The sequence below is a fragment of the Cupriavidus metallidurans CH34 genome (assembly GCF_000196015.1).
In the GTDB taxonomy this organism is placed as follows: domain Bacteria; phylum Pseudomonadota; class Gammaproteobacteria; order Burkholderiales; family Burkholderiaceae; genus Cupriavidus; species Cupriavidus metallidurans.
Genome location: NC_007971.2, coordinates 57856 through 81657, shown reverse-complemented (window position 1 = coordinate 81657; position 23802 = coordinate 57856). Strand labels below are relative to the sequence as shown.

Annotated in this window: 21 protein-coding genes and 2 pseudogenes; 14 read left to right on the top strand and 9 right to left on the bottom strand. The window is 60.6% G+C overall.

From position 1 onward, the window contains the following. Nucleotides 1–14: 14 nt before the first annotated feature. From czcA to czcN, 5 genes are all read right to left on the bottom strand, one after another. Nucleotides 15–3206, bottom strand: coding sequence for a heavy metal efflux RND transporter CzcA (czcA, locus tag RMET_RS30100; RefSeq protein ID WP_011229347.1), 3192 nt, complete (start codon nt 3204–3206; stop codon nt 15–17). Between the two features lie 16 nt (nt 3207–3222). Further along, entirely contained in the window at nt 3223–4785 is a 1563-nt protein-coding gene (czcB, locus tag RMET_RS30095; protein ID WP_004635340.1) for a heavy metal efflux RND transporter CzcB, read from the bottom strand. 17 nt (nt 4786–4802) lie between these two features. Further along, nucleotides 4803–6059: a heavy metal efflux RND transporter CzcC gene (gene czcC / locus RMET_RS30090; RefSeq protein ID WP_011514819.1), complete on the bottom strand. Its 1257-nt coding sequence runs from the start codon at nt 6057–6059 to the stop codon at nt 4803–4805. A 75-nt stretch (nt 6060–6134) separates the two neighbouring features. Further along, nucleotides 6135–6482 (bottom strand): CDF family cobalt-zinc-cadmium transporter CzcI, encoded by a 348-nt coding sequence (czcI, locus tag RMET_RS33840; protein ID WP_011229345.1) that lies wholly within the window; start codon nt 6480–6482, stop codon nt 6135–6137. Between the two features lie 314 nt (nt 6483–6796). Continuing rightward, entirely contained in the window at nt 6797–7447 is a 651-nt protein-coding gene (gene czcN, locus RMET_RS30075; protein WP_011229344.1) for a heavy metal efflux RND transporter CzcN, read from the bottom strand. 250 nt (nt 7448–7697) lie between these two features. On the opposite strand from czcN, the gene RMET_RS30070 reads away from it, so the two are divergent. Continuing rightward, nucleotides 7698–8156, top strand: coding sequence for an MgtC/SapB family protein (locus tag RMET_RS30070; RefSeq protein ID WP_011229343.1), 459 nt, complete (start codon nt 7698–7700; stop codon nt 8154–8156). A gap of 108 nt (nt 8157–8264) precedes the next feature. Further along, complete coding sequence (locus RMET_RS30065) at nt 8265–8672, top strand: hypothetical protein (protein WP_011229342.1); 408 nt, start codon at nt 8265–8267, stop codon at nt 8670–8672. 87 nt (nt 8673–8759) lie between these two features. Here RMET_RS30065 and RMET_RS34050 read toward each other — a convergent pair whose 3' ends face one another. After that, a complete protein-coding gene (locus RMET_RS34050; RefSeq protein WP_004635326.1) occupies nt 8760–8936 on the bottom strand; it encodes a hypothetical protein in 177 nt (58 codons plus the stop codon). A 600-nt stretch (nt 8937–9536) separates the two neighbouring features. Here RMET_RS34050 and RMET_RS30060 point away from each other — a divergent pair. The 3 genes from RMET_RS30060 (at nt 9537) to RMET_RS30050 (ending at nt 14780) form a co-directional block, all read left to right on the top strand. Next, nucleotides 9537–10475, top strand: coding sequence for a DNA-binding protein (locus tag RMET_RS30060; RefSeq protein ID WP_011514817.1), 939 nt, complete (start codon nt 9537–9539; stop codon nt 10473–10475). Beyond that, on the top strand, nt 10472–11959 hold the full coding sequence (locus RMET_RS30055; protein WP_011229340.1) for a tyrosine-type recombinase/integrase: 1488 nt from the start codon (nt 10472–10474) through the stop codon (nt 11957–11959). The genes RMET_RS30060 and RMET_RS30055 overlap by 4 nt, the downstream gene beginning before the upstream one ends. 568 nt (nt 11960–12527) lie before the next feature. Beyond that, the gene (locus RMET_RS30050; RefSeq protein ID WP_155877860.1) at nt 12528–14780 is read left to right on the top strand and encodes a c-type cytochrome; all 2253 of its coding nucleotides are present in this window, start codon (nt 12528–12530) and stop codon (nt 14778–14780) included. 122 nt (nt 14781–14902) lie between these two features. Here the strand turns inward: RMET_RS30050 and RMET_RS33835 are convergent. Both RMET_RS33835 and merR read right to left on the bottom strand, forming a co-directional pair. Then, nucleotides 14903–14971, bottom strand: a pseudogene (locus RMET_RS33835) (hydrolase); the annotation flags it as partial. 237 nt (nt 14972–15208) lie between these two features. After that, nucleotides 15209–15607, bottom strand: a complete 399-nt coding sequence (gene merR / locus RMET_RS30045; protein WP_011229338.1) for an Hg(II)-responsive transcriptional regulator — start codon at nt 15605–15607, stop codon at nt 15209–15211. Between the two features lie 77 nt (nt 15608–15684). Between merR and RMET_RS30040 the strand changes: the two genes are divergently transcribed. From RMET_RS30040 to RMET_RS34425, 4 genes and pseudogenes are all read left to right on the top strand, one after another. After that, nucleotides 15685–16032: a mercuric transporter MerT family protein gene (locus RMET_RS30040; RefSeq protein ID WP_011229337.1), complete on the top strand. Its 348-nt coding sequence runs from the start codon at nt 15685–15687 to the stop codon at nt 16030–16032. Between the two features lie 9 nt (nt 16033–16041). Further along, nucleotides 16042–16324 (top strand): annotated as a pseudogene (gene merP, locus RMET_RS30035) (mercury resistance system periplasmic binding protein MerP). Between the two features lie 4 nt (nt 16325–16328). Continuing rightward, nucleotides 16329–16703, top strand: a complete 375-nt coding sequence (locus RMET_RS30030) for a carboxymuconolactone decarboxylase family protein (protein WP_011229335.1) — start codon at nt 16329–16331, stop codon at nt 16701–16703. Between the two features lie 84 nt (nt 16704–16787). Beyond that, the gene (locus RMET_RS34425; protein ID WP_265575491.1) at nt 16788–16910 is read left to right on the top strand and encodes a hypothetical protein; all 123 of its coding nucleotides are present in this window, start codon (nt 16788–16790) and stop codon (nt 16908–16910) included. Nucleotides 16911–17151: 241 nt separating this feature from the next. Here RMET_RS34425 and RMET_RS30025 read toward each other — a convergent pair whose 3' ends face one another. After that, a complete protein-coding gene (locus RMET_RS30025; protein ID WP_011229334.1) occupies nt 17152–17847 on the bottom strand; it encodes a FadR/GntR family transcriptional regulator in 696 nt (231 codons plus the stop codon). Between the two features lie 166 nt (nt 17848–18013). On the opposite strand from RMET_RS30025, the gene RMET_RS30020 reads away from it, so the two are divergent. The 5 genes from RMET_RS30020 (at nt 18014) to RMET_RS30000 (ending at nt 23736) form a co-directional block, all read left to right on the top strand. Beyond that, nucleotides 18014–18892, top strand: a complete 879-nt coding sequence (locus RMET_RS30020) for a fumarylacetoacetate hydrolase family protein (RefSeq protein WP_011514815.1) — start codon at nt 18014–18016, stop codon at nt 18890–18892. Beyond that, nucleotides 18892–19674: an alpha/beta fold hydrolase gene (locus tag RMET_RS30015; RefSeq protein ID WP_011514814.1), complete on the top strand. Its 783-nt coding sequence runs from the start codon at nt 18892–18894 to the stop codon at nt 19672–19674. The genes RMET_RS30020 and RMET_RS30015 overlap by 1 nt, the downstream gene beginning before the upstream one ends. A gap of 21 nt (nt 19675–19695) precedes the next feature. Beyond that, nucleotides 19696–21027 (top strand): metal-dependent hydrolase family protein, encoded by a 1332-nt coding sequence (locus RMET_RS30010; protein ID WP_011229331.1) that lies wholly within the window; start codon nt 19696–19698, stop codon nt 21025–21027. 271 nt (nt 21028–21298) lie between these two features. Continuing rightward, nucleotides 21299–22543 (top strand): MBL fold metallo-hydrolase, encoded by a 1245-nt coding sequence (locus tag RMET_RS30005; protein ID WP_011514813.1) that lies wholly within the window; start codon nt 21299–21301, stop codon nt 22541–22543. A gap of 134 nt (nt 22544–22677) precedes the next feature. Next, nucleotides 22678–23736: a porin gene (locus tag RMET_RS30000; RefSeq protein ID WP_011514812.1), complete on the top strand. Its 1059-nt coding sequence runs from the start codon at nt 22678–22680 to the stop codon at nt 23734–23736. Nucleotides 23737–23802 lie beyond the last annotated feature (66 nt).

Sequence of the window (23802 nt, the reverse complement as noted above, 5' to 3'; positions counted from 1 at the left end):
CCCAAGGATTTACGTCATGCAGGCTGGCGGCCTTGATCCGGTTGATGCGTCTGAGTGACTGGCTCGCGAGTATCTTCCGCGTCCTCATCCTTGCGGTGAGCAAGTCGATAGAGCACCGGCAACACCAGTAGGGTCAGCGCCGTGGACGACAAGATGCCACCGATTACCACCGTTGCGAGGGGACGTTGCACCTCAGCGCCCGTACCGGTGGCGATGGCCATCGGCACGAAACCCAGGGATGCCACCAGGGCCGTCATCAGCACCGGACGCAGTCGCGTCAGGGCGCCAACTCGGACCGCGCTGTCGAGGGAATGCCCTTCTTCGCGCAGCGATCGGATAAACGACAGCATCACCAGACCATTGAGCACCGCCACCCCGCACAGCGCGATGAAGCCCACCGCTGCAGTAATGGACATCGGAATGCCGCGTATCCACAGGGCAAGAATCCCGCCAGTCAGCGCAAAGGGAATGCCCGTGAAGACTAGCAAGCCATCCTTGATGTTGTTGAACATCGCAAACAACAGTACGAAGACCAGCAACAGCGCCACCGGCACTACCACCTGCAGGCGGGTGGTGGCGGACTGCAGTTGCTCAAAGGTGCCACCCCATGTCATCCAGTAGCCAGCCGGGATCTTGACCTGGCTTTGGATAGCCGCTTCCGCCTCGGGCACGAATGAACCAATATCACGTCCACGAACGTTGGCACTGATCACGATGCGGCGCTTGCCGTTCTCGCGCGAGATCTGGTTCGGGCCGGGCGCCATTTCCAGCGTCGCCACCTCGCTCAATGGGATAAACGTCGTTCTCGCGTCCACTCCTTTTGGCAACGGAATCGGCAATCGGCGCAGAGCCTCGACCTCGCCGCGCACAGCTTCGGGCAGGCGGACCACGATATCGAAACGACGATCGCCCTGGAAGAAGGTTCCGGAATCACGGCCTCCGACGCCCGTTGCCACCGCGTCTTGCACGTCGCTCATGTTAAGCCCGTATCGCGCCGCCTTCTCCCGATCGATCTTGACCGTCAGCATCGGCAAGCCGGTGGTCTGTTCTACCTTCACCTCCTGCGCGCCGGGGATGCCCTGCAGCACGGCCGATACCTTCTTCGCCGTCTCGCTGAGCACGTTGTTGTCATCGCCGAAGATCTTGACTGCGACGTCCGAGCGGACCCCGGAGATCAGCTCGTTGAACCGCAGCTGGATCGGTTGGGAGAACTCGTAGTTGTTCCCGGGGATCTTGCCGGCTTCCTCCTGGATGGCGGACAGCAGTTCGGCATGTGTTTTCTTCGGCTCTGGCCAATCCTTCTCAGGCTTGAGCATGATGTAGCCATCCGAAATATTCGGCGGCATCAGATCGGATGCAATCTCCGCCGTACCTGTCCGCGCAAACACGCGCTCGATTTCGGGGAATTTTGCCTTGAGGGTCGTCTCGATCGTCTTCTGCATCTCCACGGACTGCGACAGGCTCGTGCCAGGAATGCGCAGCGCCTGGATGGCAATGTCGCCTTCGTTCAGATTGGGGATGAACTCGCTGCCCAGGCGGGCCGCAATGGCCACGCACAGAACAATTGACACCGCGGCAAACGTCAATACAACGGCCGTGTTCGCGAGCGACTTTTCCAGCAGCGGCTCGTAGCGACGCTTCGCCCAGAGCATGAGACGATTTTCTTTCTCGGCCACCCGTTCGCCGATGAACAAGGCGACCGCAGCCGGAACGAACGTCACGGACAGAATCATCGCGCCCAGCAGCGCCAGGACGACCGTGAACGCCATCGGGTGGAACATCTTGCCTTCCACCCCCGTCAGCGCAAAGATCGGCAGGTAGACGATCATAATGATGAGCTGACCGAAGATCAGTGGGCGACGCGCCTCCTTCGCTGCGGCAAACACCTCATGGAACCGCTCGGAGCGCGTCAATGGCCGGCCATGGTGTTCCTGCGCATGCGCCAGTCGCCTCACACAGTTTTCGACAATCACCACCGCGCCATCGATGATGATGCCGAAGTCGAGCGCGCCCAAGCTCATCAGGTTCGCACTGATCTTGTAGTTCACCATCCCCGTGAAGGTGAACAACATCGCCAGCGGAATGATCGTCGCGGTAATCAGCGCCGCGCGGATGTTACCCAGGAAAAGGAACAGAATTACGATGACGAGCACCGCGCCTTCAAGAAGGTTCTTCTTGACGGTCGCAATGGCCTTGTCGACCAGACGTGTCCGGTCGTATACCGTTACGATCTTCACACCTTCCGGCATCGTACGGTTAATGGAAGCGACCTTTTCATCGACCGCTTTTGACACAGCCCGGCTGTTTTCGCCGATGAGCATGAATACCGTGCCCAGCACAACTTCCTTGCCATTCTCGGTTGCCGCACCGGTACGCAGTTCCTTGCCAATCTCCACATCCCCGATGTCGCGAATGCGGATCGGCTGCCCCTGCGCTGTACCGACAATAATGTTGCGGATGTCGTCTTCGGACGCAACCTGACCCGGCGCACGAACCAGATACTGCTCGCCCCTACGCTCGATGTAGCCCGCACCCACGTTGTCGTTGTTCTTGTTCAGCGCATTGACGACGTCGGTCAGCGTCAGCCCGTACGACGCTAGCCGTTCAAGACTCGGCGCGACCAGGTACTGCTTGTTGAAACCACCGATAGTATTGATCTCGGTGACACCGGGCACGTTACGCAGTTGCGGCCGTACCACCCAATCCTGGATTTCGCGCAAATCTGTCGGCGTATAGGCAGTCCCGTCAGCTTTGCGAGCACCCTCTTCGGCTTCAACGGTCCATAGATAGATCTCCCCGAGGCCGGTCGAAATAGGCCCCATCGCCGGCACAACGCCTTCAGGCAGATTGTCCTTGGCTTCCTGGATGCGCTGGTTGACGAGTTGGCGCGCGAAATAGACGTCCGTGCCATCCTTGAAGATGACCGTCACCTGCGACAAGCCATAGCGGGACAGGGAACGCGTCTGTTCGAGTCCCGGCAGGCCGGCCATCACGACCTCGATCGGATACGTAGCACGCTGTTCGGTTTCGAGCGGTGAATAGCCTGGTGCCGAGGTATTGACCTGAACCTGAACGTTGGTAATGTCAGGGACCGCGTCGATCGGTAGTCGGTTGTAGCTGAAAATCCCTAACCCGGCCATTCCAAACACGGCGAGCAGGACCAGCCATCGCTGCTGGATGGCGAAACTAATGATACGTTCAAACATTGCTGTTTCCCCCGTATCAATGGCCGTGTTCGGCGCTGGATTTGCCAAGTTCGGCCTTCAGAACAAAACTGTTGGCGGCGGCGTAACGTGCGCCCGGCTTCAGGCCCTCGACAATCTCGATGACCTTGCCGTTTGTCCGGCCGACCTTCACCGGCTGCGGCACGAATCCACCTTGAACCGCGACAAAGACTACGCTCTCGCCATTGACGTCCTGGACGGCCTCGGTCTTCACCGCAACGGGCACCTCGACATCAGCACCGAATACGTCGACCGTGACGAAGAGACCCGGTCGCCAAGCCATCTGTGGATTGGTCAATGTTACGCGGGCCTTCGCCGTCCGCGTCTGCTCGCCCAGCAGCGAACCCACGTATGAAACGGTGCCATCTGCCTTCACATCGGACGATGCCGAATTGATCGACGCCTTTTCGCCGATGCGCACCCGCTCGACATCCTTGGCAGACACCACGAACTCGGCCCAGACGGACGACAGATCCGACAGCGTGAACACGTTGGCGTTGTCCGCCACCGCTTCCCCAAGCGAGATATGCTTTTCAACGATCATGCCGTCGAACGGTGCGCGCAGCTCGTAGCGATTGAGTGCCGTCGAGCTGTTGCTGGCGCCAATGGCGGTCAGCTTCTGCTGCGCGTTCTGGACACTGATCTGCGCTTCCTGCAGCGCGTTGCGGGCGCTCAGATAATCTTGCTCCGCAGAGATCTTCTGTTCCCAGAGCTTCTTCTCGCGGTCATAAGTGACACGCGCCAGATCCAGACGTTTCTGTGCTGCGAGCAGTTCGCTGCGCTGGTCAGAAAGTCCGGTGCTCGCGATGACCGCGAGAACCTGTCCCTTCTTAACCTGTTGCCCAATATTGGCCGGAACGCTCTCTACGACGCCAGCCAGTCGCGGCACCACGTGGGCTGTCTTGTCTTCGTTGAAACGGATTTCGCCGGGGAACTGGACGCCAGCCTGGACCTTTGCCGAGCCCGCGGTTTGAACCACTACCCCTGTCTTGGCCAGCTGGTCCGCTGTCAACTCAATCTTGCCTTCCTCTTTCGAGAGCCGCACGGCGAGTGGCGAAGACGAACCGGGCAAGGTCACATTTGCGGTCACGTCAAAGACATGGGGCTCGGCAACTGGCTGTTGGCTTTCCAGCGCGTCGCCAGACACCACGAACTTGAGCGCTTGAGACTCGCCCGTAGCCCGCACGAGCTGGCCTGTCGCTGCCACGCCATTTGCCACCGCCTTCCCAGACTTGCTAACCCAGAGCCGAATACGGGCCTCGCCCTTGGATTCGGCCGTGCCAATTTCGACGTCATAGCCATCACGCGAAAAGAGCGCGCCACCATTGGGGCCCTTCTTGACCTCGTGATGCTCGCCGTCGCCGTGTGACTTGTCATCCTTGTGGTCGGCTTCCGCCGCCTGCTTGCCATGGTGCTCGGTGTCGCCATGCCCCTTGGATTCCGAGTGCCCACCCTGCTCTTCCGGCGCAGAGCGCCCGCTCAGCAGAACGCCACCAGTCGCGACGCCGCCCACCAGTACGATGGCCGCAATGGCAGCCTTTTGTTTGTTCGAAATAGCCATGTTTTATGAATCCCGTCTTAACGTCCCAGAATGCGATCGATCGTGGTCGCCGCCTGATAGGTTTGTCCAAGCACGCCGAGATAGCGGATGCGTGCCTGGAACAGCGTGCGCTGGGCATCCAGGACGTCCAGATAATTGAACTTGCCGGCCTCGAAGCCAATGGTCGCCGCGTTGAAGGCTTGCTCGGCGCCTGGCAAGACGGTCTGCTTCAGCGTTTGTGCCGAGGCGCGCGATACCGACAGCTGGTTCGATGCCATCAGGAGATTTCGGGTCAGGCTGATGCGATTGGCCAGATATTCATCCTGGGCCTTGTCCGCCTGGCGAATGGCCGAATACAAGTTGCCCTGATTCCGGTCAAAAATCGGCAACGGGATCGCCACACCGATCACCGCCATGTTGCGGTTGGCTTCTGTATCTCGCTTGGCACCCAGACTGACTGTCAGATCCGGATACTGGCGGCTGCGCTCAACGCCCACCAATGCCTGGCGGCGGTCAAGTTCAGCGCGGCTTGCGGCCACCAGCGGTGAGTTTTCCAGCTCCTTCTGAAGGAGTTCAGGCGCCGGCCTGGATGGCAGCGCGTCCAGATTGCCCTGTGCTTCGGCAAACTGCGGCGATGCATTGCCCCACAACGCCGTCAACGCCTGACGGGCGGACTGCAGGCTCGCCGTTGCTTCGGCCAATTCAAGTTCGGCGTTGGCCTGTTCGACACGTGCCTTAGTTTCGTCAACCGGGGAGATCTTGCCGGCCGCGACGCGGCGTGAAGCGGCTTGCGCGCCCCTCGCAGCGATATCCGCGGAGCCAGTTGCCAGCTTGACGCGTTCCTGTGCGATCAAGACGGAAAAAAAGCTCTCGATTACCTGCGCCCGAATGTCACCGCGAACGCCAGCCAGCGTTGCCTGCGCCAGTTCGCGCGTCCTTTCCGCGGCATTGATACGAGCCGAGCGCTTGCCGCCCAGTTCGATGGGGATATTCATCTGGGCGGTGGATGTACGGGTGGATTTCCGCGTGTCCTCGACCAGCGTCTTGAGTTCCGGGTTCGGAATAACCCGGGCCTGCATGATCCCACCTTCTGTGGAATCGAGTTCCTTGGCGGCGGCGGACAGGTTGAAATTGCTTCCTGCCGCCAGCGACAACGCGGCCTCGAGGGTCAACGGTCCCGCCGCTTCCCTTGGGAAGACGGGCACCATGGACGTGCCGGTGTCAGATTGCGCTACGGCAAAGTTTGGGCTGAGAAATGCTACCGCCAGCCCGAGCGGCAGAAATAGTCTTCGCATCGAATTGCACCAAGGTATGTGACCAGGAGAATTCGGCGAGAGACGAAAGGAGAAAAAGAGTCGTCGTCTCGCCGATCAAGCGAGACGCTGCCACTGAGGACGGTCGGGAGCCCTGGCATTCAGAGACGAGAACTCGGACGAATGTTGAGTATCGGTCACTTCTACCCGATTCGCTATCAACACGTCCTGCGTCTGTCCATAGACGAACGGGAGGGAGACCAGATGGCATACCCCGCAGTCTGTATCCACGAATGGCTTTTTCTCGGCATCCGTTTTACCTTCCGGCTGCTGATGACGATGCTCGTGGTGCCCAAGGTGCCAAGTGGCCGTGGCTTTCTCGTGCTGACAATAGCGTGCCGCTGCCGCCCAGGAAAACTGGAACGGCAAAATGAGCAGCACGAAGATCAGAACGAAACGTCGCATTCCTTGGGAGACTGTGCGGGGGGCTTGGGGTTGAAGTACTAACGGCTGGGCCGTCGCCGAAGTTTACATGAATCCTCGATCACCAGCATTAAGAGCAGATTACGATTATCGCTTTCGCCTGCTCGTTTTGGGGTGCCGCTTTCGCCCCTCATCAGTCTTACGCTTGGGGGCGGGCCCATGCTTCCACCGCAAATAGACAGCGAACCCCACATACAGGACGATCAGGCCGACCAGCATCACGAGCATGCTCTCGACAACAGAATCGGAGACGTGAGCGTAGTGCATGGCTGTACGTGTATGCGGAGTTGCCCGCATCAGGCAAGCGTCACGACCGCCCGGAGGACGCCGGCGTCATGGAACAGATCAAACGACTCCACGACCACCGACAGGCCGAGAAACCAGACCGAGTCCGCAATATTGCGTTGAAAGGAAGACACATGGACCGTCCATGTCGACTCCCCCCTATACAGCGACAGACGGGGAAAGAACGCTGGTGTACGGCGTGCGTATTCGGCGAATTCCGGGAAGGCGGAAGCCAGAAAGCGGTCTTCAGTCCGAATCACTGCCGGGTACATGAGCGCAAATGCGAGCGCCAGGACTGCGGTAACCGCCAGCGACTCGGTCATCGCCCCTAGTCCGAGAATGCCTAGCAAGTTGCAGACATAGAGCGGATGGCGACACAGTGAATAAGGGCCCGAGGTCACCAAGGTATTGTTCTTGCGCCCGGAAATGTACAACGCGCACCAGAGCCGCCCGACCGTGGCCAGGCTCACCCCCAACATCCCCAGCGTCAGCAGCAGCGGCGACACCCAGGTACCGTCCCACCGGGAATGGCCAAAGAGCAGGCTTGCCAGGACAAACGTTACGACAACCCGCCAAACGCCAATGCGGTGGCGTGTCAGGAAATTGTCCAGCGCCCTCGAGAGACCAGCGGGGTGGGACGGGGAGATAGAAGAATCGGTCATGCGGTTCGGGGGCTGGAGGAGAATGTCGCGCACTTCGAGTGGACACACTGGCGCGAAAACGAGCACTAATGGCCGGCATTCTAAGGTTGCCCTTCCGTTGTCAGGCTTTATTGCCGAAATGTAATACGTTGTTAATCTTGCCCCCCAGGCCAGCGAATCTGGTTGTGTCATAGCTCGGCAATCTGACAGTCATCTTCTGGGACATAGACTGTCTTGGCCATTTTCAGCACACACCCAGAGACGCCCCGCAATGAACGACATCATCCGCACATTGGGCTCGGAATTCTCCGATCTCGCTAATGCTGCCGAGGCGGTACGCGCCGTCGTTCGAATGACCGTCTCTATCGTTTTGGGGGGCTTGCTGGGGTACGAGCGGGAGAGCTCGGGAAAATCCGCAGGCGTGCGCACTCACATGCTCGTCGCACTGGGGGCATGCGTTTTTGTCGTGGTTCCCCTCCAGGCGGGCGTGCAGCTTGCCGACATGAGCCGCGTGCTTCAGGGTCTCACGTCAGGCATCGGATTCCTTTGTGCAGGGGCGATCCTAAAGCCGGACAATGAGACACATGTCAGGGGGCTCACAACTGCCGCGAGCATCTGGATTGCTGCCGCGATCGGCGTGGCCGCCGGCATGGGCCATGCGGTGACGGCCATCGTCGCGACTGCCTTCGCACTCATCGTGCTCAGAATCCTTCAAATGTCGAAGAAGTAAGACTCCCACTCCTCCCAAGCCACGTGCAGCGCGAATGCGCCGACTTCAGGTTTCGGCCAGCATTTCCCAAACGTATGTGCCCGCCTAACAGTACGCAAACTCCATTGCATGAGAATTTACCTGGATTACAGCCTCTTTGCGCACCTTCACGAGGGCACGAACCCGGCTCTGCACGCCAAAATGGGCGCGCTGTCCGATCGACATAAATTTCCTTACAGCCCGACGCACATGGAAGAGATTGCCTCGTGGCTCGCAAGACCTTCGGATACTCCCCCGCTCGATCGGTTAGCGGCCGCTTTCTGCAAAATAGACGATGTTTCTCGAATTAGCCGGAACGTGCAATTGTCTCCGACGACGTTAGGCCCGATGGTTACGAAAGAAGAACAGCCTCTCGAGTGCTTTCTTCGGGTCATGCGGCACTATCGCAAAGAGCCGGTTGTCGAGAAGAACGACTGGTATACGCGGGACTCCGTAAAGAAGGGGTCACTTCAGAAAACGGAAAATATTGCACGCTAAGGCATGGAAGAGGACCACTGCTGTCCCCAGGGGCATTGGCCAGCCGATGGCAAGCAGGTAGAAACCAAAGTCGGGGGACTCCCGTTCTCAGAGATCGGCTAGCAGCAGGTAGGCGCGGTCGAGTTGCCGATGAGCTTCCTGCCGGCGATCCATCGCTTCTAGGGCGAGCAGGAGGTCCTCGGCCAGCTCGAAATCGCTTTCCTGGCATGCCCTTTCGAACACCGCAAAGACCTCTTCATACAACGTGCGCCCCGGAACGCCCATTTGACTAACCTCCGGCGGAAAATCCGATGCTCTCTGCCGACTTGGTCCTGCCACGCCGCAGGGGCTTCTGTCCCCCATGGTTAATATGGACGTTCCCACGGCAGGGAAGGTCAAGCATTTTTCCGGCCGCGGGCCGACCTATGGTTCGCAAGCCGCCGCGCGAGACGGTTAGTGCTCGCCCCCTACAGTTCGTCCAGCGACTAGTTACCCGCACCCGGGCGCAGCCGCACCACCAGCATCGCCGCCCACTGGATATGCGGCCAGGCCAGCGAATAGACGAATGTCTGGATCAGGGGTCCCCTTGATTTCGCCGCAATTTACCGGGGTAGCCACCCGTAGCAGCCATGCGGGTTCCAGGGTGATGCCCACCCTAAAACCCTAGTCAAATCAGTCACTTGCTGACTGGTCCTTTTCCCCTTGGTTTTGGAACGTTGACCGCCCCCGCCGCGCGGCCAAGCGCGCCCTGTGGCTGGAAGCCATTGTTTCCGCAAGATAACTAGATTTATCTGTGATAGCTTGATCAAAAACTATAAAAAATAGCTGTCCTAACGTTAGGAGCGTGCGTAAGATGCCGGGTTGAATTTGCTCTTACACGCCGCCATGCCCCGCCTTGCCGCCACCCCCGACCAGATCCGCGCCACCGTGCTGGCCATGCTGACCGAGGCCGGCGACGCGGCGCCGCCCACCGCCGCACGCTTTCGCCGCGTGGTGTCGGTGCGCAAGCTGCGCGACCGCCTCGGCGGTGGGGACCCGGCGACCCTGTCGCGCACGCTCAATGCCATCGAGGCCGAAGTCGTGCGCGCGGGCCTGGCCGACCTCGCCCTGCCCGAGCTTCCCGCCGAGATCGCCGAAGCGATGCGCGCGCTCTGGCAGGCCGCCGTCGCGGTGCAGTTGGACGATGTGGTGCGCCTGCGGCGCGAGGCGCAGCAGACTGCGGAGGCCGCGCAGGCCGCCCGCGCCGAGGCCGAGCTGCGGGTCGAACTGCTGCGCGAGGAGCTCAGTGAGGTCCGCGCGCAGTTGGCCGCGCGCGATACGGCGCTGGCCGAAGCCAGCGCTGCCTTGGCGGCAGCGAGCGCACGCGCCGACGCGCAGGCGGCACGTCGTGGCGAACTCGAGACGGCGCTGGCGACCGTGCAGGAACGCGTCATGACGGACGAGCGCGCGCACGCCGAGGCGATCGCCACCGTCCAGGCGCGCTACGAAGCGCTGTCGAAGCAGCTCCTGCAGGAAACCGCGCACCAGCGCGACGCGGTGCGCGCCGAGCGCGCGCAGCTGGCCTCACAACTCAAATTCGCCGAACGGCGCATCGCGGCGCTCGAAGAGGAGCGCGGACGACTTGACGCGGAGCTGGCCAGCGAACGCGCTGCGCGCCAGACCGCCGCTGGCGAGGCCAGCGCGCTCAAGGCCGTCACCGCCAGCCAGCGCGCCCAGCTCGACGAACTGATGCGTGCGACGCTGGCCGTCGCACCGCCACCATCCAAGACGCGCGTGCCCAGGTCGACCGATAAGCCGGCCGGCAAGCGGACCGTTAAGTCATGAACCCGACCGACTGGATCGATACGGGCGCGGTGCCCCCGCGCCCGCTGCCCGCTACGGTCGACGCGGCGCTCGCCTACCTGTCCGAGGCGCTCGGGCACCCCGTCTACGCGCACTGGACGCTGGCGCGCGTCAAGCGCCGCTATGGATCGCTCTCGGACGCCAAGGCCGCGCAGCCGACGGTACTCAAGCTGCTGCTGGCCCATGACGGCGCCGTCGAATACTGGGAGCGTGGACGCCTGCGCACGGTGCCGGCAGACCAGGCGCCCGGCCCGGCGATGGTCCTCGCGCGGCTGCTGCACACGCACCGGCGCCGTTTCCGACTGGCCGCCTCCTCGGGGAACGCAGCAGCGGTGCCGGCTGCCTCCGAGGCAGCCGGGTTGGTAGCAGCGCCATGGCTGGCCGCATACAGTCATGCCGAACACACTTGGCTCGCGCGCGCCGGCCGCTTCGCGCAGCTGCACGCTGCCACCAACACGCTGGGCGTCGCCAACGACGCGCAGGCGCTGGCACTCTTCCTGCGCGACCGGACGGGGCGCTCGCCCCACACGCTGCGTGCCTATGGCGCCGAACTGCGCCGCCTGATGCGCTGGTGCGGCGTGCACGAGGTTGGGCCGCTGTCGGACCTCACGCGCCAGCAGTTGCTCGCCTACCGGCACACGTTGCAGCACGGCGAGCCCGGCACAGAGAACGCCTCGCCACAGCTTTCAGAAGCGACCTGCACGCGCGCACTGGCGGTGGTAGCAAGCCTCTACGGCTACTGGTACGACACCGGCTACCTGCAAGCCAACCCGGCCGCGGGCTTGTCTGCCGGCAGCCGCGCACGGGCCGGCTTCGCGCCGACGCGGCTCATTCCGCCGGCGCTGCTGGACGCGTGCGATGCCTGGCTCGATGCGTCCGCGGTCGACGCTTCGTTGCCGGCGCTGCGGCGGCGTGCGATCTGGGCGCTGTATCGTTATGCCGGCGCGCGCCTGGCGGAACTGGTCTGGTCGGACGAGGCCGCGCTGCCCCGCCTGGAGGCCGAGGTGCCCGGGCACTGGACACTCTATGTCTGCGGCAAGGGACGCAAGGTGCGGGCCATCCCGCTGCCGGTGCCGTGCGTGGCGGTGCTGCGCGCCTACCGCCACGCCCGCGGCCTGCCGCCCGAGCCGCCGGCGCACGAGGCGCTGCCCGTGATCCACGGCCACAAGGGCGAAGCGCTGCAGTCGGCAGGCCTGTACCGGGAGGTCAAGGCGATCTTTGCGGCCGTGGCCGACGGCCTGCAGGCACGCGATCCCGCGCAGGCACTCCTACTGCGTGCGGCATCCCCACATTGGCTGCGCCACGCCTACGCACGTACGCTGGTGGTCGACCACCAGGTGCCGCTGCCGGCCGCCCAGGCGCTGCTCGGCCACGCCTCGGTGCAGACCACGGCGGCCTATGCCAGGACCGACCTGACGCAGTTGCGGGCGTTTGTCGATGCCACATTCGCTGATGACGCGCCGTAGCGATCGGTCGGGCCGGCGGGGGACCGGTTGTGCAGGTGAGGCGGCGCCTGGTCGACCCAAGCCAGATGGCTCAGAACGACCGATTGTGTTGAAAAACTTGATCTGCTCCGTCAGCGCACCCGGCCTGCGAAAACTCGACCCTTCGGATCGGCCTGTATCGAACGATCGCTGATCGGTTGAGGGGTCGGGTACCCACGAAATCCCAGCGGGATCCGCTTCTGCCGAGTTTTTCAACACAATCGAGACCCTGGGCGGCCGCTCGATCCGCCACCACCTCTACGGCAGCTTTCAAGGTGCTGCGGTCGCCCTGCGCCCGCCTCGCAATGTGACGCGGTCGTCCATCTTGGTTTGAGGGTCGTCGCATTCGCTGGCCGGCTGCGCAGGACGAAGGTTGATACAAGTTAAGGGTTGGCACCCGCTGCGCCCATACACTACATTGATGCCATTAATGGCGCACACGCAAGGACCGATTGCAATGCATCGAGGGCGCTAGTCCTTGATGCTCATCGGAAGCGTGTGTTGTGTAGCCGCCAGCACTGCGGCAGCTTCAATCAAAAATTGCGTACATATGCGTAAAAGCACGAATCTCTGGCAGATCACAACGGCCTCAATCGCATTTGCGGCATTGGCGACCTTGCAGTGGGGGGCGCAGGCGCAACAGCCGCAGTCCATTGTCGCGCCGGCCTCTGCTGCTTCTGCGGCTGCAGCGCACGCTCCGGCGGCTGAATCCCTTCCGTCTGCGCATGCTCAGTTGCCGCAGGTGATTGACGACCTGCCGGCGAACTATGCCAGTGGCATGGACCAGGCCACCCGCGCACAAGTGGAGCGTGGGCGCTATGTGGCCCGCCTGGGTGATTGCGTGGCATGCCACACCAGCGATAAGACCAAGCCGATGGCAGGCGGGCTTCCGCTGAAGACACCGTTCGGTACGCTGTATTCGACCAACATCACGCCGGACGCCGCCACAGGCATTGGGCGCTATACCTTCGAGCAGTTTGACCGGGCGATGCGCAAGGGCGTGGCTGCGGATGGCCACAATCTCTATCCGGCCATGCCGTATCCGTCCTACGCCAAGACCACGCCGGAGGACATGCGGGCACTGTATGTCTATCTGATGAAGGGCGTGGCGCCGGTACAGCTGGCCAACAAGCCGCTGGGCATGTCGTTTCCCTTCAACCAGCGCTGGGGGCTCACCTTTTGGAAATGGGCGTTTCTGGAAGACAAGCCTTTCCAGCCGGATGCGTCGCAGTCTCCGGCGTGGAACCGGGGCGCCTACATCGTACAGGGCATGGGCCATTGCGGTGCCTGCCATACGCCGCGCGGCATTGGTTTCCAGGAAAAGACCATGACCGAAGCCGGAGCCAGCGGCAAGTACTTTCTGGCGGGTGAAACCGTGGAAGGCTGGCGTGCCCTCAGTCTGCGCAGCCTCTGGACGCCGCAGGACGTGGCTGAAATGCTCAAGACCGGTCGCAACCGCCATGGCATCGTCTCGGGCAACATGGTGGATGTGGTACAGCACAGTACGCAGTACATGAGGGACAGCGATTTGCTGGCCGTTGGTACCTACCTCGGGTCCTTGCCTTCCAGCGACAAAGACAAACCGATGCAGGTGGCGCAAGGGCCTGCTCCGGCGATTGTTGCTCCCGGCTCGAGCACAGCCAGCCTGGCCACGCAGAGTTCAGCGGGCTCTCCGGACCAGCCGGCAGATTTGTTCACGAGCCGCGGTGGACTGGGCTATCTGCAGTTCTGCGCCGATTGCCATCGAAGCAACGGCGACGGCGTGCCCAACGTGTTCCCGCCCCTGGCAGGCAACCCCGTGCTGAGCGACAGCAGTGCAGCCACGCTGCTGCACATCATGCTGACCGGCTCTGCCACGGCGCAGACGGTCAGCCATGCACGGGTACTGACCATGCCGTCGTTTGCACGGTTGGACGATGGAGAAATTGCCGACATTGTGAACTTCACCCGCAAGAGCTGGGGGAACGCCAAGGCGCAGCCCGTTGTGGCGGCCGACGTCAGCAAGACGCGCAAGGAGCTGGAGATCAAGAAGCTGGATGCCAGCAAGTTTGATACGCCTCGTCTGGCCGCCATGCTCAAGGAGCCCAATGCCAAGCAGTTAGTGTTGGGGGCGCGCCTGAACATCGATACGCATAACTTGCTGCCCAAGAATGTGGGTAACAAGCTCAACTGCGCAAGCTGCCACCTGAATGCAGGCACGGTGGCCGACGGCTCTCCATATGTAGGCATCTCCGCCTTCTTCCCCAGCTACGCGCCGCGTGCCGGGAGGGTGATTACGCTCGCCGAGCGTATCAACGGTTGTTTCCAGCGCTCCATGCACGGTAAGCCTTTGCCGGTGGATTCTGAAGAGATGAAAGCCATGGTGGCCTACTTTGACTGGATGAAACGCGAGACCAAGCCCGCGGACAAGGTGGCCGGACGTGGTGTGGGCAAGATCGACAAGACCATCGTGCCCAATGTAGAGAATGGCCGGAAGATCTACACCGCACAATGCGCACTGTGCCACGGCGCCAACGGCGAGGGCATCACCAACGCACACGGCGCTTACGTTTATCCGCCGCTTTGGGGTGACCAGTCCTTCAATATTGGTGCCGGCATGGCCCGGACCTATACTGCGGCGGCGTTTGTGAAGAACAACATGCCGATTGCGTTCCACAATAAATTTCCGCTCGGGCAAGGTGGGTTGACTGATCAGGAAGCTGTGGATGTGGCGGAGTACTTCACTCATATGCCGCGCCCGGACTTTGCGGCCAAGGTCAAAGACTGGCCAAAGGACAAAAAGCCATCGGACGCCCGTTACTAAGCTAAGGAGATCAGGGTGGGGCCGGAAAGGAGACCTCGATCGAACCCGGAGGCTGACGCAAAGCGCAATTCGCATCCGATGCTCCGCAGCCTGCGAGGCGTACGCCCCCGCCGGCAGGTTCCAGCGAGCGCGGACAACGCTGGGAATGCCACGCAGACTTCTGTGACGACGCCCGCGATGATGAGTTGCTTCCCGGAACAGTCTGGATCGGCCATTACGACACGCCTGCCTTTCGGAATCCAGTGACCGATTGCAGGCGGTCAATGCAACGGAATGATGAAATCGCTCAGCCGGCGTATCGAAGGAAATTTAGTGTCTTGCACGGGCGACGCTAAGCATACCGCGACGGTCGCGCCAATCATCCTGCCCTTGGGGACTTGACCGTGGTCACGACCACTTCCGTCATCCCAATCATAGCCATCTGCCCGTCAGTCTCTGGCCAGCACGTCGATAATTGGGCAGTCGGCCCCGACGCTTCCGGCATCGCACTGCTGAATCAACGCGTCCAGCACTTGCTGCATAGTGGCCAAATCCGCCATCTTTTGTTTGATCAGGGCCAGCTTGCGGGATGCCAGCTCTCGCGTCTTGCTACATGCGCATGCCGAATCTAACGCCAGCAGTGCGCTTACCTCGTCCAACGTGAAGCCAAGCGCCTGCGCCCGCTTGATGAAACGCACACGTCCGGCCAACTCGGCTGAGTAGCGCCGCTGGCCGCCCAAAGGCTTCGGTGGTTCATCCAACAGGCCGCGCCGCTGGTAGTAGCGGATCGTTTCGATGTTCACACCGGCAGCTTCCGCCAGCTTGCCGATGGTCAGTTCCGCGTCCATCAAACTCTCCTCTTGACTCCGTACTCAGGTACGGGATTTAGAGTCACACTCGGGCAAACAGGTTCAAGGAGATTGCGATGGCACAACTGACTGGCAAGGGCTCGCTAATCGCGGGCGTATTGGCCGCCCTTGGCGCGTCGGTCTGCTGCGTCGGCCCGCTTGTGCTTCTCGCGCTCGGTGTCAGCGGCACATGGATAGGCAATTTGACGGCGATGGAGCCGTATCGCCCATTGTTCATCGGCCTGACCGTGGTGTTTTTCGGGGCGGCCTTCCGCAAGCTCTACCTGATGCCGCAGGTCTGCGCAGCTGGAACGCCTTGCGCCGATCCGCGCACGCGCAGCCGGCAGCGCCTCACCTTCTGGATCGTTGCCGTGCTGGTGCTCGGTCTGCTGGCCGTGCCGTGGCTCGCACCACTGTTCTACTGAGGAACCATCATGCGAAAATTGTTGATTGTGGCCATCGCTGCTTTCCCTCTTGCAGCGCTCGCTGCCCCGCCCCAAGACCGTCACCCTCGACGTGCAGAACATGACCTGTTCGCTGTGTCCGGTCACGGTAAAAAAATCGCTGGAGAAGGTCTCAGGTGTTAGCGCGGTCAAGGTCGATTTCAACAAAAAGACCGCGACCATCACCGATGACCCGGACAAGGCCAAGGCGGAGGCGCTGACCAACGCTACGACGAACGCAGGCTATCCATCCGCTGTGCAGTCAAAGGAGTGAAGTCATGTCCCAAATCGACATTGATCCCGCCTTGGGCCTGTTGGCCGAGTTCGGCAAGCTGACCGGCAACACCACCCGCCACATCAAACAGATGCGGCAGGAAGCGATATTCAAGGACGGCGCGCTACCGGCTCGTGTCAAGGCGCTGTCGGCGATGCTGTGGGCCATTTCTGCACGCTGCGAGCCCTGCTTTAAATTCTATGTTCAGCAGGCGGTGAAGCTGGGCGCGACCGAGATGGAGATGGGCGAAGTGCTGGCGGTGGCCTCGACGATGGGCGGCTGCGTTGGCGAGATGTGGGCGCTCAAGGCATTCAAAGCCTACAAGGACTTCACCAGCGGTGAGGCCGTGCCGGAAACGGAGCCGAGCTGCTGCCAGTGACCATCGGCGCTGGCGCCACTCACGAAGCGGGGCGGAGACATCGTACGTTTTTGGGAAAAAGCTCTTCAAACGAAAGGAAAATGGATGATGGAATTCCAGAAGAACCAGAAGCTCAGGCACACCATTGCCGCCGTGTGTGCGGTTAGCCTGGGAAGCCTGACGGCTTCGGCGGCGTATGCGGCCGGAGAAGGGGTCATGCCGGGATAAAGCCGGAAATGACACATAAGCCTAGAAGTAATAAAGAACGTGGCTTTTATATGGCTCATCGCCAGATTTGCGGGTGGGGGTGAGAGTCTCAGAACGCCCCTTTGCTGCCATTCACATGGTCGGTGCCTGAAAGGCAGTGAGTGCCCGCTCTGCAGAAGTGCATCGACTCTGGTATTGCAACCGCAGTTCGATTGCCCCCACAGGAGCAAGATCCCACTGTAGTGAATTGGCTAGGTGATGGTTAGCGTCCGAACAAGTTCCGTTGTATCTGCAGCAAGTGTTGCTCTATGACTTGGCGCGCAGTAGCCTCGTCTCGGTCCTTCAGGGCATTCACCAGGGCCCGATGCTGGTCCTCATAGGTGGTGCGCCGTTCAGGGGTTAGCGAACGTTGCTTCAGCCGCCCCCATTCGCCTTGCTCGCGAACTTGCGTGGCCAGCTCCAGAATCTGCCGAATGAAGTTGTTGTGCGTCGCCACAGCAAGGGCTTCATGCAGAGCCCCGTCCCAGTGCTCAAACTCCTCTACCGTCTTCGCCGCTTCTGAGCGCTCGATACATTCGTCCATGCGGGCGAAGTCCTGCGGCGTCCCGTACTGGACTATTAGCGACGGCAGCATGGGTTCGATCAGGAGCCGTGCCTGCATCAACTCAGCAGGACTGATCGCCCCAATGCCCTTGCCAGCCGCAGGAGTTGTCTCTGGCACCGCGGCCACAAAGGTCCCGCTGCCGACCACTTGCGTGATGAGTCCACGGCTTTTCAGCTCTCCCAGGACCCGTCGAACGGCGCCACGCGAAGCATTGAATCTTTCGCTGAGTTCTCGCTCGGCCGGCAGCTTGATGCCCACGGCTAACGTCCCATTGCTGATCTCCTCAACCAGATAGCGGGCGAGCTCCTTCGCCCCATTGGTGCGGACCACTTGGCTCACTTCGATTTCGCTCACGGTTAACCCTTGGTTCCCAGGCTATCAGTCACTTTCAATGCACAAATTCTAGCATGAAGTACCAATTGGTCAGGAGTTTTTCGCAAAATATCTTGCTTTGGTTCTTTTTCGGTACTACATTGTGGTCCACGTTCAGACCAATTTGGCACTTTCAGAAGAGGATGACATGAAATTTGCAACGCTCCAAACCGCGCAAGGGAAGCTCGTTTCCCTGGTAAACACTGAGTCGCAGCAGTATTGGCCGCTCCAGGATCTGGTTTCTGGGTTCACCGGGGACATGGTCCAATTGGTTCATGTTTTCCCGGAAATTAAGGGCCGCTTGACGCCCACCGGCGAAGGCAAGCCCCTCTCGCAGGCGACGGTGCTCGCCCCGATCGACCAGCCGCGCCGCAATATCTTCTGCGTCGGCAAGAACTACCATGAGCACGCGAAAGAATTCTCGAAATCCGGCTTCGACAGCAGCGCCAAGGAGGGTGAGCACGCCCCGGAAGCGCCGGTTGTCTTTACAAAGCCCGCCTCGACGGTCATCGGCCCGGGCAAGAAAGTACCGAGCCACCCGAACGTGACGAAGCAACTAGACTACGAGGCAGAACTGGCAGTCGTCATCGGCAAGGCTGGCCGTGCGATCCGCAAGGAAGAGGCGTACAAGCATGTCATCGGCTACACCATCGTGAATGACTTCACCGCCCGCGACCTGCAGAAGACGCACCGACAGTGGTTCCTTGGCAAGTCATTGGACGGCTTCTGCCCAATGGGCCCGTATCTCGTCACGGCAGATGAACTCGACGTCGAAAATCTTGAAGTGAAGTGCTGGATCAACGACGAACTGCGCCAGGACTCCAACACCAGCCAGCTCATTTTCGACATTCCCACGCTTATTGAGACTCTCTCTGCCGGCATCGAACTGCAGCCCGGCGATGTCATCGCAACAGGCACCCCCGCAGGCGTCGGCATTGGCTTCAACCCGCCGAAGTTTGTAAAGGCCGGCGATGTCATGCGCATTGAGATCACGGGCCTGGGCACCCTGGTCAACGAGGTGGAGTAATGGCGACCGAAGTGATCAACGGCCTCGCCGTCGAGATTTACGGGGATGGCCAGCCTTTGCTGTGCATCCACGGTCTTGGCGGATCTTCGAACACCTGGACTCCGGTCCTTCCCGCGATGGAAGGCTTCAAGGTAATCCGAATCGACCTTCCGGGAAGCGCACGCTCCGCGCTGCCCGTCGAGTCACTCTCCATTGCAGGCTACGTCGCTGCGATCGCAACGACCCTGGATGCGCTCGCAGCGCAACAGGTTCACGTGGCTGCTCACAGCTTGGGAACCATCATTGCCCAGCACTTCGCAGTGACGTTCCCTGAGCGGGTTCGGAGTCTAGCTTTGTTCGGGCCCCTACTGGCTCCGCCTGAGCAAGGCAGGCCCGCCATTCATGCCAGGGCCCAGCTAGCTCGCGAGGGAATTAGCGGCATGCAGCAAATCGCCGATGCCATCGTCAACGGCGCGACCAGCCGCGAAACGAAGGAGCAGCAACCCGCTGTACTGGCGTTGGTCAGGGAAAGTGTGATGCGTCAGCCTCCCGAAGGCTACGCCCAAAGCTGCGAAGCCTTGGCGGCGGCCCAGCCGGCGCGAGTTGAACAGATCAGCGTCCCAACGCTATTGGTGACGGGGGACCAGGACGGTGTTGCGCCGCCCGCTGCAGTGCAGTCCATGGGCGAACGCATCGCTGGCGCCAACGTCTTTGTCCTGACCGGTTGCGGTCACTGGACAACCTTCGAAAAACCGATGGAGTGCAGCAACTTGCTGCGCGAGTTTTACCGCGATCTAAGCTAAACCAGTTTGGAGGAGACAACAATGACCAAATCAGTATTCCACAACGTCACCATTTTCGACGGCACCGGCTCGGACCCCTATGCTGGCTCCGTGCTGATTCAAAACGACCGCATTGCCTCCATCGTTCGAGGCGACCAGGAAATTGACGCGCCGGACGCGCGCGTTTTCGACGGTCGCGGCCGTTTCCTGATGCCCGGCATGACAGAGGCACACACGCATTTTTCCTGGAACGACCAGCCCTCGCTGTCGGCCATCCAGTTCATGCCCCCCGAGGAGCACATCCTCTGGTGTGTGCGCGTCGCAAAGCGGTACCTCGACATGGGATGGACCTCTGCCATTGGTGCTGCAGCGGCTAAACCTCGGCTTGATGTCGTCCTGCGCAACGCCGTCAACGCGGGGGAGTTCCCTGGTCCGCGCTATCTGGCAGGCAGCCAGGAAATCACCACCATCGGCGGTCTCGGCGACAACACCCTGCCGCACCTGCCGTTCGAAGCGCTGAGTTTTGGTAGCGTCTGCAGCGGCCCCGAAGAAATTCGCCGCTCCGCACGAACGTTCATCAAGTACGGCGTCGACCATCTCAAGATCAATCTGTCCGGCGAATACATTGCAGGCTTGCCTGCGGAACTGTCGCCTTTCTCGGAAGAGGAAGTCGCCATGCTGGCTGCCGAAGCGAAACGTTACGGCAAGCGGGTCGCAGCGCACGCGCGATCGAGCGAGTCAGTCAAACAATGTGTTCGTCACGGCCTGGAACTGGTCTACCATGCCAGCTTCGCCGACGAAGAGGCGCTCGACATGCTGGAGGCCAACAAGGACAAGCACTTTGTGGCGCCCGGTATTGGCTGGCTTGTCAGGACTTGCTTCAACGCCTCTGAATATGGCATCACGCCGGAGGTCGCTGCAAAAATGGGTTATAAGCGCGAGCTCGAGATTGCCTCGGAGACCCTCTCGAAGATGCACAAGCGCGGCATCCGTATCCTTCCTGGCGGCGACTACGGCTTTGCATGGTTGCCGCACGGCACCAATGCAAATGATCTGCAGTACTTTGTCGACTACATCGGAATGACGCCTAAGGAGGCGCTCTTGGCGGCCACCAAACTTGGCGGGCAGATCATGATGCGTCCGAATGAGCTCGGCCAACTCCGCGAGGGCTTTATCGCCGACGTTGTCCTGATCGATGGCAACCCACTGGAAGACCTGAGCATTCTCACCGACCCGAATCGTATCGCGCTGGTCATGAAGGGCGGTGTCATTCAAAAGGAATGCAGGGATGTCCGCCCGCCCAGTGCGGCCCTACATATCGCCAGCGAGGATCGTCCACTCGTCGATGAAGGTGTGCGTAAGGCAATGCACTGAGGGACCTGGAGAGGGCGCCAGTCACTCGCCAACTGACGACATGCGTCGGTTGTTGCGAAGATTCGCCTACTCCCCGAGTGAGTGGCGGGCACTGAAGCGCGAAACTGTGTAGCACAACCCCAAAGCCATAAACAATGCAGAAAGGATATCCCGCATAAGTTCTCTGTCAGTCAAAGGGGTATTGCTCGCTGCGTAAGGGCAAGCGAATTGGTAAGAACAGCCAACGGCATCGACCCAACAACGATTGGCGTGGCAGTCAGGAGGAGACGCAATGTGTGATTGTATTGGCCAAGCGCTTGAGCTTGGAATGAGCCGCCGTGGTTTTTTTAAGTCTGGATGGAAACTCGCAGGTGCGGCTGGACTGCCACTACTGGTCGGGCAGCCCTTAAATGCCGCGGAGGTGTCCAAGCGTGAAGCAGCGGTTTCCGCATCGAAAGTTGCAGCACAGCAGTTCGATACGCGGTTGGTCCTGCTTGGCACTGCCGGCGGGCCAGTTTGGTGGCCGAATTGTGACCGAGAAGGCATTTCATCGGCCCTGGTCGTAGGCGATGCCGTCTATGTCGTCGACTGTGGCGACGGCGTCGGCAAGCGATATAAGCAGGCTGGATTGGGACAAAATAACTTGGTGTCTGGCATGTCCGGTATGGAAAATCTGCGAGGCATCTTTCTGACGCACCTGCACTCCGACCATACGGTTGATTACTTCAACCTGTTCCTCTTTGGCTGGTATAACGGCCTGACCGGGGTGAAGCAGCCGGTGCACGTCTATGGACCGGGACCGCGCGGCCAACTGGAGCCGATCTTCACGCCTCCGGGGCAGCCTCCCCGGAAAGAGCCGGCACTGGTCAATCCTGAAAATCCCACGCCTGGTACGGTCGATATGACCAATTATCTTTACCAAGCGTTCGCGGTCGATATCAACGACAGGCTGCGAGATGCCGGCCGGCAGGACCTGCGTGACCTCATCAAGGTGCACGACATCAAACTGCCGCACATACCGGGCTTCAAGAGCCCGAATGAAACCCCCGAACCCGAAATGGCACCGTTCGTCGTCCATGAGGACGATCGCGTCCGCGTGTCCGCCACGCTCGTCAACCATTTCCCTATCTGGCCGGCTTACGCTTACCGCTTTGATACCGATGATGGGTCGGTGGTCTTTTCCGGTGACACATGCCCGAGCAAGAATTTGATTCGGCTTGCCAAGGACGCAGATGTCCTTGTCCATGAGGTGATAGATGTCGCATGGGTAGACGCTTTGTTTCCGCCGCCCGTCACAGCCAAGGAGGAGGCGTTCAAAAACCACCTGCTCAGCTCCCACACATCAATCGACGACGTTGGTAAAGTCGCGGAGGCGGCAGGTGCCAAAACGCTCGTATTGTCGCATATCGCGCCGGGCCATGCGCCGAAAGAGAACCTATTGCGCGCTCAACGCAACTTCTCCGGCCAATTGATTGTCGGCGATGACCTCATGCAAATCGGCGTAGGGCGGAAGCGCTCCCAACGAAGGAAAGCCTAACCCACTGCAAGATCGGCGGTCCCATCAGGACGGGATCGATTTCCGCCAAAGTCCGTCCATGTGGGATGGCAGCCCTGCCATCCCTCTGAAAACGCCGCCCCATCCGGGTGGCAGTCCAGAATGAGAGTTCCCCTATGAAACGGACGCTTATTGCAGCCGCAACCGCTGCTGCCTGCTCGTACACCTATGCGCAATCATCCGTCACTCTCTACGGTGTGGCAGATGCCGGCGTAGAGTATCTGAACCATGTTCCCAATGCAGTCGGCCAAGCCAATAAGCTGGTACGTATGACCTCGGGGAACATCGCTGGCAGCCGCTGGGGCCTCCGTGGGGTGGAGGATCTCGGGAACGGACTGAAAGGCGTATTCGTACTGGAGGGCGGCATGGCGCTAGATTCGGGCACGGCCGTGCAAGGCGGACGGCTCTTCGGCCGAAAAGCATATGTAGGTATAGACAGCAGCCGATTTGGACAGCTTACGCTCGGTCGCCATCACAACCTGCTCTTCGATCTGATCATCTCATTCGACCCGATGCTGTTCGCTCCAAAGTATTCGTCGTTCAATCACGACGCCTGGCTGGCGGGGCGAACCGATAACTCCGCGAAATACGCCGGTACGTTCGGCGGGTTGACGGTTGCGGCACTCTACAGCTTCGGTGTCGATTCAAGCGTGGCCAATGGTTCCGAGGTTCCAGGAAACAGCCGAATTGGACGGGAAATGAGCGCCGGCTTCACGTATCAGGCCGGAAAATTCCGCGTCGGCGGTGCCTACGACCAACTTAACGGCAGTTCTGCCGCTACGGCTGGTAAGACGGAGCGCCGTTATGTGGGAGCGGCGGCGCTCGATATAAATCCCATCAGCGTGTATGTGGGTTATCGCCGGTTAGTAAGTCAACTCGTGACATCGATGCCACGAACGGACCTTCTTTGGGCAGGTGTGAACTGGAATCTGGCGCCAACCTTTGCATTGACAGGTGCAGCCTATAAGACCAATGACCGAACCTCGGCAAAAGACCCTGTCTCCTTTGTGCTCTCAGCCGACTATCGCTTTTCCAAACGCACTGACGCCTACATCACGGCCTCCTATACAAAGAACAATGGCGGCTCAGCACTTGGCGCTAACGGCTACGACGGCTCAGTATTGCCCGGGAATAACCAGTTCGGTACAGTAATCGGGATGCGCCATAGTTTTTGACCCGAAGTACTCTCTCGCAAGTCCGCGCTGTGCCATGAGCATGTGCAATCGCATGGACGGAACGAG

Bases quoted from the DNA above. Each gene is read 5' to 3' on its own strand.
- czcA (WP_011229347.1), bottom strand. From the start codon at position 3,206: ATGTTTGAACGTATCATTAGTTTCGCCATCCAGCAGCGATGGCTGGTC.
- czcB (WP_004635340.1), bottom strand. From the start codon at position 4,785: ATGGCTATTTCGAACAAACAAAAGGCTGCCATTGCGGCCATCGTACTG.
- czcC (WP_011514819.1), bottom strand. From the start codon at position 6,059: ATGCGAAGACTATTTCTGCCGCTCGGGCTGGCGGTAGCATTTCTCAGC.
- czcI (WP_011229345.1), bottom strand. From the start codon at position 6,482: ATGCGACGTTTCGTTCTGATCTTCGTGCTGCTCATTTTGCCGTTCCAG.
- czcN (WP_011229344.1), bottom strand. From the start codon at position 7,447: ATGACCGATTCTTCTATCTCCCCGTCCCACCCCGCTGGTCTCTCGAGG.
- RMET_RS30070 (WP_011229343.1), top strand. From the start codon at position 7,698: ATGAACGACATCATCCGCACATTGGGCTCGGAATTCTCCGATCTCGCT.
- RMET_RS30065 (WP_011229342.1), top strand. From the start codon at position 8,265: ATGAGAATTTACCTGGATTACAGCCTCTTTGCGCACCTTCACGAGGGC.
- RMET_RS34050 (WP_004635326.1), bottom strand. From the start codon at position 8,936: ATGGGCGTTCCGGGGCGCACGTTGTATGAAGAGGTCTTTGCGGTGTTC.
- RMET_RS30060 (WP_011514817.1), top strand. From the start codon at position 9,537: ATGCCCCGCCTTGCCGCCACCCCCGACCAGATCCGCGCCACCGTGCTG.
- RMET_RS30055 (WP_011229340.1), top strand. From the start codon at position 10,472: ATGAACCCGACCGACTGGATCGATACGGGCGCGGTGCCCCCGCGCCCG.
- RMET_RS30050 (WP_155877860.1), top strand. From the start codon at position 12,528: ATGCGTAAAAGCACGAATCTCTGGCAGATCACAACGGCCTCAATCGCA.
- merR (WP_011229338.1), bottom strand. From the start codon at position 15,607: ATGGACGCGGAACTGACCATCGGCAAGCTGGCGGAAGCTGCCGGTGTG.
- RMET_RS30040 (WP_011229337.1), top strand. From the start codon at position 15,685: ATGGCACAACTGACTGGCAAGGGCTCGCTAATCGCGGGCGTATTGGCC.
- RMET_RS30030 (WP_011229335.1), top strand. From the start codon at position 16,329: ATGTCCCAAATCGACATTGATCCCGCCTTGGGCCTGTTGGCCGAGTTC.
- RMET_RS34425 (WP_265575491.1), top strand. From the start codon at position 16,788: ATGATGGAATTCCAGAAGAACCAGAAGCTCAGGCACACCATTGCCGCC.
- RMET_RS30020 (WP_011514815.1), top strand. From the start codon at position 18,014: ATGAAATTTGCAACGCTCCAAACCGCGCAAGGGAAGCTCGTTTCCCTG.
- RMET_RS30015 (WP_011514814.1), top strand. From the start codon at position 18,892: ATGGCGACCGAAGTGATCAACGGCCTCGCCGTCGAGATTTACGGGGAT.
- RMET_RS30010 (WP_011229331.1), top strand. From the start codon at position 19,696: ATGACCAAATCAGTATTCCACAACGTCACCATTTTCGACGGCACCGGC.
- RMET_RS30005 (WP_011514813.1), top strand. From the start codon at position 21,299: ATGTGTGATTGTATTGGCCAAGCGCTTGAGCTTGGAATGAGCCGCCGT.
- RMET_RS30000 (WP_011514812.1), top strand. From the start codon at position 22,678: ATGAAACGGACGCTTATTGCAGCCGCAACCGCTGCTGCCTGCTCGTAC.